Annotated in this window: 8 protein-coding genes; 2 read left to right on the forward strand and 6 right to left on the reverse strand. The window is 72.3% G+C overall.

What is annotated here, in order from left to right; translation table 11 throughout:
* Positions 1-41 precede the first annotated feature (41 nt).
* Both ftsX and ftsE read right to left on the reverse strand, forming a co-directional pair.
* Positions 42-959 (reverse strand): permease-like cell division protein FtsX, encoded by a 918-nt coding sequence (gene ftsX / locus E0500_RS03620; RefSeq protein ID WP_131563163.1) that lies wholly within the window; start codon positions 957-959, stop codon positions 42-44.
* A gap of 34 nt (positions 960-993) precedes the next feature.
* The gene (ftsE, locus tag E0500_RS03625; RefSeq protein ID WP_131563164.1) at positions 994-1,683 is read right to left on the reverse strand and encodes a cell division ATP-binding protein FtsE; all 690 of its coding nucleotides are present in this window, start codon (positions 1,681-1,683) and stop codon (positions 994-996) included.
* A 383-nt stretch (positions 1,684-2,066) separates the two neighbouring features.
* On the opposite strand from ftsE, the gene E0500_RS03630 reads away from it, so the two are divergent.
* Positions 2,067-2,258, forward strand: a complete 192-nt coding sequence (locus E0500_RS03630; protein ID WP_131563165.1) for a hypothetical protein — start codon at positions 2,067-2,069, stop codon at positions 2,256-2,258.
* 125 nt (positions 2,259-2,383) lie between these two features.
* Here the strand turns inward: E0500_RS03630 and E0500_RS03635 are convergent, their stop codons facing one another.
* From E0500_RS03635 to E0500_RS03650, 4 genes are all read right to left on the reverse strand, one after another.
* A complete protein-coding gene (locus E0500_RS03635) occupies positions 2,384-2,992 on the reverse strand; it encodes a hypothetical protein (protein ID WP_131563166.1) in 609 nt (202 codons plus the stop codon).
* A 317-nt stretch (positions 2,993-3,309) separates the two neighbouring features.
* Entirely contained in the window at positions 3,310-4,416 is a 1,107-nt protein-coding gene (prfB, locus tag E0500_RS03640) for a peptide chain release factor 2 (protein ID WP_131563167.1), read from the reverse strand.
* A gap of 351 nt (positions 4,417-4,767) precedes the next feature.
* Positions 4,768-6,006 carry a serine/threonine-protein kinase gene (locus tag E0500_RS03645; protein WP_131563168.1) on the reverse strand — a complete coding sequence of 413 codons (1,239 nt, stop codon included), beginning with the start codon at positions 6,004-6,006 and terminating at the stop codon, positions 4,768-4,770.
* 279 nt (positions 6,007-6,285) lie between these two features.
* Positions 6,286-7,959, reverse strand: coding sequence for a serine/threonine-protein kinase (locus E0500_RS03650; RefSeq protein ID WP_181586855.1), 1,674 nt, complete (start codon positions 7,957-7,959; stop codon positions 6,286-6,288).
* Between the two features lie 612 nt (positions 7,960-8,571).
* On the opposite strand from E0500_RS03650, the gene E0500_RS03655 reads away from it, so the two are divergent.
* Positions 8,572-12,267 (forward strand): FHA domain-containing protein, encoded by a 3,696-nt coding sequence (locus tag E0500_RS03655; RefSeq protein WP_258573105.1) that lies wholly within the window; start codon positions 8,572-8,574, stop codon positions 12,265-12,267.
* The last annotated feature ends 157 nt before the right edge of the window (positions 12,268-12,424 follow it).

Consider the following 12,424-nt stretch of genomic DNA (forward strand, 5'->3'; position numbering starts at 1 on the left):
GGCCGTACGGCCGGTTGACCGTACGGCCCTCTTGGCATGCGTCACACCTTCAGGTACTTGCGCAGCGCGAAGAACGCGGCAAGCGCGGGCATCAGGAAGCTCGCCGCGAGGATGAGCGGCAGCTTGGCCAGCACCGCGTCCCAGCCGACGAAATTGATGAGTTGGAGCTTCTCCGACAGGGCCACGCCGTTGTCGATCACGAAATACTGCCCGAGCACGAGGAACGAGCAGGCGATGGTGCCGCCGATGAGCCCGGCGACCGCGGCCTCCATGATGAACGGCGCCTGGATGTAGAACCCGGAGGCGCCCACCAGCCGCATGATCCCGGTCTCACGACGGCGGCTGAACGCCGAGACGCGCACCGTGTTGACGATCAGCAGCAGCGCCACGACCAGCATGACGAACATCACGCCCCGCGCCGCCCAGTTGAGGTAGCTGAGCAACGTGAACAGGTTGTCCAGAATGCCCTTCTGGTCCTGAACGGACTGCACACCGGCCCGGCCGTTGAAGGCACTTGCGATGACCTGGTACTTCTCCGGGTCCTTCAGCTTGATCCGGTACGACTCCTGCATCTGGTCCGGGGTGAGGCTGCTGGCCAGCGGGGAGTCGCCGAACTGCTCCTTGTAGTGCTTGTAGGCCTGGTCCTGCGACTCGTACAGCACGTTGTCGACGACGTTCATCTTGTCCAGATCCGACTTGATCTGGTCCTTCTGCTCCGTGGTGACGGCACCCTTGGCGCAGTTGGGGTCGGACTCCGCGTCACTCTTGTTGCAGAGGAAGACCGAGACGTTGACCTTGTCGTACCAGTAGCCCTTCATCTGGTTGACCTGGTCGCTCATCAGGAGCGAGCCGCCGAACAGAGCCAGGGAGAGGCCGACGGAGACGATGACCGCGAAGGTCATCGTCAGGTTGCGGCGGAGACCTACACCGATCTCCGAGAGAACGAACTGGGCGCGCATGGCGTCTTCTTCCGGCCTTTCCGGGGACGGTGGATCAGTGCTGGTAGCCGTAGACGCCACGCGCCTGGTCGCGGACGAGGATGCCCTTCTCCAGCTCGATGACGCGCTTGCGCATCTGGTCCACGATGTTCTGGTCGTGGGTCGCCATCACCACGGTCGTACCGGTCCGGTTGATCCGGTCGAGCAGCTTCATGATGCCCACGGACGTCTGCGGGTCGAGGTTGCCAGTCGGCTCGTCGGCGATCAGCAGCTTCGGCCGGTTGACGAAGGCCCGCGCGATGGCCACGCGCTGCTGCTCACCACCGGACAGCTCACCGGGCATCCGGTCCTCCTTGCCGCCGAGCCCGACGAGGTCGAGCACCTGCGGCACGGACTTGCGGATCTCGCCGCGCGACTTGCCGATCACCTCCTGCGCGAACGCGACGTTCTCACCGACCGTCTTGTTCGGCAGCAGCCGGAAGTCCTGGAACACCGTTCCCAGCTGGCGGCGCATCTGCGGCACCTTCCAGTTGGACAGCCGGGCGAGGTCCTTGCCCAGGACGTGCACCTGGCCGTGGCTGGTGCGCTCCTCGCGGAGGATCAGCCGCAGGAAGGTGGACTTTCCGGAGCCGGAGGACCCCACAAGGAACACGAACTCACCCCTCTCGACCTCCAGGGAGACGTCCCTGAGGGCGGGGCGGGTCTGCTTGGGATAGACCTTGGAGACATTGTCGAATCGGATCACGGATGCACCACGCGTCGCCGGGGGTAGATGAGCGTGACCATACGCGAACCCGGCGCTCAAGCCCATTCACGAGTGGGGGTTGCGTGGGGGTTGTGCACTTTTGTGTGTGGGTACAGGGTTCTCAGTGCCGCAAGAGGCGCAGTCCCGCAAGGGGCAAGCTGTCTCGATATGCAGCTCCGCCGCGCGGGCGCGAGCCACCACAGAAAACCCGAAGCCGCAAAACGACATAAAACACCCCCCTCCGAGCGCACGGGCCAAGCCCCGCAGGGACCCCGCGCTCTTTCCGGAGGAACCTGGCACAGTGGGGAGGGGAACGGTTGACTTCCCTGAAGCGTTGAGTCAATGAATGCGCGGAGTGGAAGTGTGCGAGGAGGGCGAGGCGCATGACGTACGACCGGTTGGTGTGCGCGAGCTGCGCGGCGCCCGTGAGCGAGGGCCGCTGCCCCGTCTGCCGGGCGAGCCGTGAGCGGCTGCAGCAGGAGGGCCCCTTCGCTGGGCTGAACCCGATGGCGCTGATCGCGTTGCTCGCCGTGCTGATCGCGGCGGTGGCGCTGCTGGCGCACCAGACGGTGTAGGACGCCGGAGAGCACGGAGAAAACAGCAGGGCAAGCGGGAAGACATCAGGGCACGCCGAAGGGCCCGGAGCGAGTCGCTCCGGGCCCTTGTCGTGCGTACCGCGATGTGCGGCGAGCCGTCAGGCTCAGGCCGCGGCGCCGCCGCGGCCGCCCATCATGCGGGGAAGCAGGCGGAAGCCGATGCCGCCGGCGATCATCGTGGCGGCCCCGACCAGCAGGAACGTGGTCTCGGCAGCACCGGTCTCAGCGAGCTCGTCACCGCCCTGAGCCGCGGTGTTGGTCCCGGCGGGGACGCTCGAACCGGTGTCGGTCAGGGAGGAGGAACCCTCCTCCTGGGTGACGGCGTCGTTACCGCTGCCGCCCTTGGGGTCGGTGTTGTTGCCGCCGCCCCCGTTCTCACCCTGGCCGTTGCCGTTTCCGTTGCCGTTCCCGTTGCCATTCCCGTTCCCGTTGCCCGGGTCCTCGGTGGGCTCCTCGGGCTCGGTCGGCTCGTCAGTGGGCGGCTCTTCCGTGATCGGCGGCACCGACGGCTCCTCCTCGCCCGGGATACCCGTGCTGGTCGGCGTCGGCAGCGGCGGCGGGGTCGTCGGGGCCTCGCTGCTGCAGAGGAGCCCGAGCAGGCAGTTCTCGGTCTCCGAGGCGGACGCCGCACCAGCGGCGGTCATCGAGGCGCCGGCGGCGATCACGGCACCTGCGGCCACCCGCGCCAGGCGGATCCGCGTCTTCTTGGTCATGTGTCTGCTACCCCCAGTAGCTCATCGTCAGTAGAGCAGCGTTCAGGGCCACGGCGTCAGGGGTAGCTTGTTCACTTCAGCCCCCCGCGTCACATGCGCCCCAGAGATACGCATGCCACGCTTCACCCTTCCGAGTTTTCATGGCAACGTCAAGGCCGTTGCGCGCGCAATATCCACTTCAGTCGCATTTGGACCTGAACTAGAGATGTGAGCGTGACGTAAAACCCAGACATCCCGCACGGAAAAGGCAACTGCCGCCCGATGGGCGGCAGTTGCCTTGTCGATAAAACGCTCGCGCGTCAGGCGCGCATGCGGCGCTACTTCTCCTGCTGCTTGCGCCAGCGAATGCCGGCCTCCAGGAAGCCGTCGATCTCACCGTTGAACACGGCCTCCGGGTTGCCGACTTCGTGCTCCGTGCGCAGGTCCTTGACCATCTGGTACGGGTGCAGGACGTACGAACGCATCTGGTTGCCCCAGGAGTTGCCGCCGTCGCCCTTCAGGGCGTCCATCCTGGCCTGCTCCTCCTGGCGGCGCCGCTCCAGCAGCTTGGCCTGCAGCACGTTCATGGCCGTGGCCTTGTTCTGGATCTGCGACCGCTCGTTCTGGCAGGAGACGACGATGCCGGTGGGGAGGTGGGTGATCCGCACGGCGGAGTCGGTGGTGTTGACGCCCTGGCCGCCGGGTCCGGAGGACCGGTAGACGTCGATGCGCAGCTCGCTCTCGTCGATCTCGACGTGGTCGGACTGCTCGACGACGGGCAGCACCTCCACGCCCGCGAAGGAGGTCTGCCGCCGCCCCTGGTTGTCGAACGGGGAGATGCGGACGAGCCGGTGGGTGCCCTGCTCGACGGAGAGGGTGCCGTACGCGTACGGGATCTGCACGGCGAAGGTGGTGGACTTGATGCCCGCCTCCTCCGCGTACGACGTCTCGTAGATCTCGGTCTTGTAGCCGTGCTGCTCGGCCCAGCGCAGGTACATCCGCTGGAGCTTCTCCGCGAAGTCGGCGGCGTCGACCCCGCCGGCCTCCGCACGGATGTTGACGAGCGCCTCACGGGCGTCGTACTCCCCGCTGAGCAGCGTCCGGACTTCCATCTCGTCCAGGGCCTTCTTGACGGCGGCGAGCTCGGACTCGGCCTCGGCGCGGGTGTCCGGGTCGTCCTCCTCCTCGGCCATCTCGAAGAGGACACCGAGGTCGTCGATGCGACCGCGGAGGGTCTCGGCCTTCCTCACCTCCGCCTGGAGGTGGCTCAGCTTGCTGGTGATCTTCTGCGCCTCATCGGGGTTGTCCCACAGGGACGGCGCGGCCGCCTGCTCCTCGAGCACGGCGATATCTGCCCTCAGCTTGTCGAGGTCCAGGACGGCCTCGATCGACTCCATGGTCGAGGAGAGGGACTTGAGCTCTTCGGATACATCGACGACTGACACGCCTCCAGCCTAACGGCTGTGGCAACCGACCAGACTCGACCACCGACGCCCTGCGACTACGGGTGCCCAGCGGCTGCGGCTGCCCGGCGGCTGCTCTGCGTTTTCCCTCGCCCCCGCCGCCCTTACCCGTCCCATCCCCAGGGGCTCCGCCCCGGACCCCGTCTCGGGGGCCAGCCCCCGGACCCCCGCTCCTCAAACGCCGGAGGGGCTGATTGTCAGCCCGTCCGGCGTTTGAGGACGAGGCCGTTCAGGCCGATGAGCGGGGTCTGGGGGCGGCAGCCCCAGGGAAGGGACGGGAATGGGTAGGGGCGGCGGGGGCGACAAACAACCCCCGAGCCAGCCCGTCACCCGTCACGGAGACGACGGCGTCGAGTTCTTCGTGTCCGTGGGCGCGCCGCCCGAGTCATCGCCGGACGTGGCGGCCCAGGTCCCCACCCCCACGGCCGCGAGCAACACCACCGCGGCCGCTCCGAGCGTGATCCGCCGCCGCCGGGTCGTGGCCCGGTGACGGGCCGACCCCGGCCGCGGAGCACCCGCCGCCCGCGGCACGCGAGCAGTACCGCGCGCACCCCCGGCCAGCTCGTCCGGCCCGGGCACCCGCATCGACGTGTGGGTGTCCCGGTTCGAGTCGGGCTTGGCTCCCGGCACCAGGGGCACCGCTCCCCGCCGCACCCGCTCCCGCTCCCGGGGCGCGGCCGCCTCGGTCTCCTCCTCGTGCGCCTCCTGCGGCTCCGCGTCCGGCTCGTCCACGTCCAACGGCGGCATCCCGGCCAGCGACGGCAACTGCTCCCGCAGCCGCGCGCCCAGCTCCGAGGCCCGCAGCCGCGAGGCCGGCGCCTTGGCCAGGCACTGCACGAGCAGCTGCCACAGCTCCTCCGGGATGCCGGGGAGGGGGACCACCGTCTCCGTCACGTGGCGGCGCAGGACCGCCCCGGGGTGCCCGCCGCCAAACGGCGTGAAGCCCGCCAGCAGCTCGTACAGCACCGTCGCCAGGGCGTAGATGTCGACCGCGGCCCGGGGCGGCAGGCCCTCCACGATCTCCGGCGCCAGGTAGTCGGGCGTACCGATGATCTTCGTCGCGCGCGTACGGCGTGGGGAATCGATCAGCTTCGCGACGCCGAAGTCCGTGAGGAGGGCCGGGTGGGCGCCGCCGGGGCCCAGCGGGCCCTGCATGTCCAGCAGCACGTTCTCCGGCTTCACGTCCCGGTGCACCACCCCGGCCGAGTGCGCCGCCGCCAGCGCGTCGGCGACGTCCGCGACGATCGCGACCGCCGCCTCGGGCGCCATCCGCCGCTCCCGGTCGAGGCGGGTGCGCAGATCCGTGCCGCGGACCAGGTCCATGACGAGCGCCAGGTCGTTGCCGTCGACCACGAGGTCCCGTACGGACACCACGTTGCGGTGTTCGAGGCCCAGCAGCGCCGTGCGCTCCTGGACGAAGCGCCCCACGAGCTCCTGGTCGGACGCGAGGTCCTCGCGCAGCAGCTTGATGGCGACGGGCCCCTCGGGACCCTCGCCCAGCCACACCGTGCCGGCGCTGCCCCGCCCCAGAATCTGGTTCGCGGTGTACCGGCTACCGATCTTCCGTGTCAAAACTGCTCCTACGGACGCGTGTTGTCGCTAAAACTACGCGTCCGACGAGCCAACCTTCACCGCGGAGACGGAAATCACCCGTCAGATGTCGACAAATCACCAACCCCGGTGACGCATCGCGGACGCACGAAACCGACACACGAAGACGAACAGACGAATATCAGGCTGAAGGGCGGAGTACGGCCGCGGACAGTTCGGTCGTGGACAGTTCGGCCGCAGACAGTACGGTCGCGGACGACGCGTCCGCCACGACCGAGCCGGAACGGGACCGAGCGGCGGCTACCGCCCCAGGCTCGCGGAGTTCCCGCCCAGGTCCTTGATCCATCCGCTGATGTCGCTGACCCAGGTCGTCAGCTGGTCCCAGTAGTCCTTCGTCGACCCGATCCACTGCTGGAGCGGGCTGAACTCCCAGACCAGCCAGCCCGCCACGAACAGTATGACGATCGTGAAGAGGCACCCCTTCAGGCAGCCGAGGCCGGGGATGCGCATCGGGTTGGCGCTGCGCTGACGCGGTTGCCTGGGCTCGCGCTGCGGGCGCGGCGCGGGCTGCTGGGGCGGCGCGTACTGCTGCGGCGGGGGCGGCGGGGGCGCCTGCCGCTGGGGCGCGTACTGCTGGGGCTGCTGTTGCGGGTAGCCGTACGCCTGTCCGGGCGGTGGCTGCTGCGGGCGCCTGCCCTGCGGCGGCTGCTGGGGCTGCTGCCGCGAGACCTGCCGCTGGGGGCGGCGGCGCAGCGGGTCCTCGCCGGGGTCGAGGTACTGGACCTGCGTCTGCTCGTTGCGGTCGCGGGCCGCCCGGAGCTGGTTCTGCCAGGGGTGCGGGTCGTCCGGCCCGCCGCCCTGCCCCGGCTGGCCGGGCTGGTTCGGCGGCAACGACTGCATGACGGCCGTCGGGTCGGCGGCGCCCGCCGGGCCCGAGGTGTGCGGGAGCACGCTGGTGGCCGCGTTCGGGTCGTACGGGTCGTACGCGCCCGCGTTGTTCGGCAGGACCTGGGTGGGGTCGGCAGAGCCGGCCGACCCGGGCGTGCCCGGTACCGGCGCGGGCGCCGGGTCGGGGGCGAGGAGGGCGCCCACGCCCTCGGCGGCGGCGATCTGCGCGGCGTTCGAGTGAACGCCGATGCCCTCGGCGACGACCCGCAGCCCGCGCGCGAGGTTCTCGGCGCTGGGCCGCTCCTCCGGGCTCTTGCGCAGGCAGCGTTCGATGACCGTCCACAGCGGGTCCGGGACGGTGGACGGGCGGCGCGGTTCGGCGCTGAGGTGCTGGTGCAGCACTTCGAGCGCGGACTCGCCGCCGAACGGCGGACGCCCGGTGACCAGCTCGTACAACAGGATCCCGGCGCCGTAGATGTCGACGGCGGAGGTCTGGGGGCGGCCCTCGGCGCCCTCGGGGGCGACGTACGCGGGCGTGCCGACGAACTCACTGGTCCGGGTGAGGCCGGGGGAGTCGGCGAGGCGCGCGATGCCGAAGTCGGTCAGCATCGGGTGCAGCTGGTCGCCGTCCTGCTTGAGCAGGACGTTCGCGGGCTTCAGGTCGCGGTGGACCACCCCGTCGGCGTGGCTGGCGGCGAGCGCGTCGGCGATCTGGGCGGTGATCAGGGCGGCGGCGACGGGCGTGAACGGGCCGCTCTCGCGCAGATAGCGGTGCAGGTCCGGGCCCTCGATCAGGTCCATGACCAGCGCCAGCAGATCGCCCTCGACCACGAGGTCCCGCACCCGCACGATGTTCGGGTGCGTGAGGCGGAGCAGCACGGACCGCTCCCGCAGGAACCGCATCACGATGTCCGCGTCGTTGGCGAGCTCCTCCTTGAGGACCTTGATCGCCACGGTCTCGCCGGGGTGGCCGGGAACGGCCGCCTCGGCCCCTGCGGTCTCCCGCTGGCGGGCGCGCCAGACGGTGCCTGTGGCGCCGCGTCCAAGCGGCTCCTCCAGGAGGTACTTGCTCCCTACCGGCCGCACGTCATGGGCTCCCTGTTGCTTGCTTGCCTGGTCCGTGGTGCTCTGCTTGCTGCCGATTCAACCGGCCTCGCCGGTGGAACGGGTGTTCCGACCCACTGTAATGCCGCCGCCTGCGGGACCGGCCCTTCGTCGTGCCGTGCTCTCCCGCACGCGTCCGCCGGACGGCTCAGCGCGCGACGCATGCGAGTACGTACGCCCGCCCCTGCGCGTTCGACTTCCCCCGCTCGTTCGACAGAATCCCCGTAGTTGCGTGGTCGAGGCATTCCCGTACGTGATCGACGGCATTCCCGTACGGGGTCGGCGGCATTCATGTACACGTTCGACGGAAAGACGCTCTCCTGCCGGTGTTGGTTGCCGGGGACGGACGTGACCGATCTCAAGCGGGCATCCGGGTGGCATCCGCTGTCCACTGGTCAGGCACTTTTGCGGGCAGAGCCGACCAATCAAGATCACTTGCCCCGCGAGGGCGGGCAGGTTGTCAGTGACAGGTGCGAGGATGCCTTCAGTACTGGCCGATGTGCCCGTGTGCGGTGGGGGGAAGTCTGCGGTGGGGGGACCGCGCAGGCTCGCCCGCGTGCGCGGGTGCCCGCGCGGAAGGGACCGCTGACGGCGATGCAGATCCGGCTGACCGTCGTAGACCCGCTGGGACCGTCCTCGGAGCCGCGAGGACGTGCCACCGCCTGCGATGTGCTGGTGACGGCACCGTCGGGTACGGCGCTGGCCGCGGTGGCCTCCGGTCTCGCGTCGGCGGTCGGCGGGGACGGGGGCGCCTCCCAGCCCGACCGGGGCCGGGAGCACGGGGGCGGGGCCGTCGTGCTGTACGCGGACGGCGAGCGGCTGGACGCGCAGCGCTGCACGCTGGGCGAGCCCCCGCTGGTCGACGGCGCCGTGCTGTCCCTGGGCGCCCCGGAGCCCGGCCCCGAGGTGGACGAGTCGGCGCCCCGGCTGCACGTGGTGGCGGGTCCGGACGCGGGCGGCGTCCACTTCCTGCACGGCGGCAGGATCGACATCGGCCGCTCCGCCGACGCGGACGTCCCCCTCGACGACCCGGACGTCTCCCGGCTGCACTGCGCGGTGACGGTCGCCGAGGACGGCCGTGTCTCGGTCGCCGACATCGGCTCCACCAACGGCACGACGCTCGACGGCATCCGCGTGGGCGACCGCCCCGTACGTCTCACTCCGGGGGCGCTGCTCCGCATCGGAGAGTCGGCCCTCCGGCTGACCCCGCCCGGCGGCATCGGTCCGGGCTCCGGGGCGCTGGGGACGGCGCCCGACGGGGAGGGGCATGTGCGAGTGGTCGCCGGCGGGGCACCCGCCGGCGACGCCGGGCCCCTCGTACCGGGGCAGGCCGGGGCGCCGCGGATCGAGAGCGGGCACGCCCGTGGCGGGGGCGCGGCGGAGGCGCAGACGCAGACGGGGCACGGCAGCACGACGTCTCCGGGCCACTCGACGCCCCCCGACCCCCGTTCGGCGGCTCCGGAGGGCCCGGCGTCTCCCGGGCGCGCGGCGGTCCCCGGTAGCCCGGCGGCCCTCGGGAGCTCGACCGGCGCGAGGGCTTCCGACGGTCAGGCCCCGGCGCCCGCCGACGGTGCTCCCGGCCCTGGCGGCACCCGCAAGGGAACCCCCGTACGAGGTACGGACCTGCCGCGCGAGTCCCGGAAGCGCGGTGGCCTCACGGCCTGGGCGCGACGGCTGACCGGCGGGCGCGGCGAGCAGCCGGACGGGGACCTCGACCCGTACGACACGGACGAGGACTTCGTCCCCGAGTCCCACGTCACGGTGGCGCAGGCCCCGGAGAAGTGGCCGGACCCCGCGGCCCTGCTGCTCACGGCGCTCGGGCCGGGCCCGCGGCTGTGGGAGCGGGGGCCGGAGCACCCGGAGGCGCTGACCGTCCGCCTGGGGACGGCCGACCGGACGGCGCCCGGCGGCTCGGGGCTGCTGCCCTCGGTGCCGGTGACCGCCGGGCTGCGCGAGGTCGGCGCACTGGGACTCGCCGGGCCGCGCGCGCGGCTGCTGGGCCTGGCCCGCGCGGTCGTGGCACAGCTCGCCGCACTGCACTCGCCCGACACCCTGGAGCTGGTCCTGATCAGCGCGGACCGCTCCCGCTCCGAGCAGGAGCGCGCGGCCGACTGGTCCTGGCTCGGCTGGCTCCCCCACGTACGCCCGGGGCACGGCCAGGACTGCCGCCTGCTCCTGGCGTACGACCACGACCAGGCCGCCGCGCGCACGGACGAGCTCCTGCGCCGCCTGGAGGACCACACGGCGGACCCGGAGCTGTCGGCCGGCGACGCCCCCGGCAAACGCCCGGTGAGTCGGCCCTCCTGGGCCCGGGACGGCGACTCCGCGGACGCCGGCTTCGCGGGGCCGTACACGGTGGTGATCGTGGACGGTGACCCGGGCGGAGCCGAGGTACGGAAGGCCGTCGCTCGGCTGGCGACGCGGGGACCGGCGGCGGGCATCCACGTCGTGTGCCTCGCCGAGACGGAGGCCGCCTCGCCCTCGTCGCCGGTGTCGGACACGTACGAGGCCGCGTGCGAGGTGTCGCCCGCGTTCCGTGCGTGCGGGGCCGTCGCCCTGCTGAGCGGGGACGTCGCCACGGCACTGCGGTTGATGCGGGTCGCCCCGGCCCGGTCCACGGGTCACACGACGGGCGACACCGCGTGGCGCACACCCCCCGAGTCCCGGCAGCCCCACGCGCGAGCGGCGGACCCCTCGGCCCACGAGCCCACGCGCACCAGCGGCCAGGCACCGCCGGCCGCTTCGAACCGCACCCACGTCAGCCTCGTCGGCCACCTGCCGGACGACGCCGGACACGACCGGGGCAACCGCTCCGACTGGGCCACCCTCGGCTCCACGACGGGTGCCCCCTCCCTCTCCGGACCCATAACTCCCGGCACCGTGGCCGCCGTCGACGCCGTCTCGGCAGCGTGGGCCGAGCGGTTCGCGCGGGCGCTGGCACCGCTGCGGCCGGACGGCGCGGCCAGGGAGCGGCACGCGCGCGTGTCGGCGCCGTTGCCCCAGTCGGCGCGGCTGCTGGACGAGTTGGGGCTGGCGCGGGCCACCCCCGCGTCCCTGATGACGCGTTGGGCGGACGCGGCCGACGACGCCCAGACGGTGGGCGGGCGGGCCTGGGCCGTGCTCGGCGCCGGTCCGCGCGGGCCCGTGAGCGCGGACCTCGCCGCCGACGGCCCTCACCTGCTGATCGAGGGCCCGCCCGGCAGCGGCCGTACGGAGTTGCTGCGCTCCATCGCCGCGTCGCTCGCCGCCGCCGAGCGCCCCGACCGGCTCGGCATCGCCCTCGTGGACGGGCGGGACGGCAGCGACCACGGCACCGGTCCGGGCGACGGGCTGGGCGTCTGCACCGACCTCCCCCACGTCGGCACGCATCTCGCGGCCCACGACCCGGTCCGTATGCGGGAGTTCGCCCAGTCCCTGAGCGCCGAGCTCAAGCGCCGCTCGGAGCTGCTCGGCCGCCTCGACTTCATCGCCTGGCACACCGGGCGGGGGACGTCCGGCCGTGTTGTCGCCCAGCGCTCGGCGAAGGGCGCGGCGAGCGCGGCCGGCGGCTCGTCCGCCACCTCCCCGCGCCTCATCCCCGACCTCCCCCGCGCCTCGTCCCCCACCTCCCCCGGCGCCTCGTCCGCCGCCTCCCCGGGCGCCGCCGACCTCGACACACCCCCCAGTTCCACCCTGCGGCTGCGGCCGTCCGCGTCCCGTGACCGCACCGACCCCGGCCCGCCGCTCGCCCGCCTGGTGGTGATCGTGGACGACCTCGACGCGCTGCTGTCCCCGCCGCTCGGCTCGCCGGGCCGCCCGTCGGCCGGGTCCGTCGTACGGGCCCTGGAAGCCGTGGCCCGGGAGGGCGCCCGCCTCGGTGTGCACCTGGTCGCCGCGACCTCCGGTGGCCTCCGTACGGCGGAGACCGACCTCGCCCGTGCGGCGACGCTCCACGTCGTCCTGGAAGCGCCCGCACCGGGCCCGGACGAACCGGCGCCGGGGCGCGGCCGGCTGACGATCCGGGACATCCTGCCGACCGGTCACCCCGCCCCCGACCGTGCCGTTCCCTTCCGAGCCGGCCGCGTCACCGGCCGTATCCCCGTACGGCCACGCTCCGCCCCACGGTCGTCCCCCTGGACTGGACCCGCATGGGCGACCCCCGGCCCGCCGCCCGGTCCGCGAACTGGGCAACGGCCCCACGGACCTGGCCCTCCTGGCCAGCGCCCTGGACCGCGCGGCCCGCGAGGTCTCGGCGGCGGAGGTGCCGTCGCTTCTGTAGGGCCGCAAAGCCGTGGCGAGGAAAAGCTGTAGCGCCGCTAAAGCCCGGTGCGCCCGGGTCCCGGGGCGCGGCCCCACGAGTCGCGTCCCCGCCCACCAGCCCCCACCTGCACCCACCAGCACACGAACCGGGCCCAACCGACGGACACACAGGTCACGACGCGATTACGATCATCAAACTGACACTGCA

The organism is Streptomyces sp. KM273126 (assembly GCF_004337435.2).
Lineage (GTDB): Bacteria > Actinomycetota > Actinomycetes > Streptomycetales > Streptomycetaceae > Streptomyces > Streptomyces acidicola.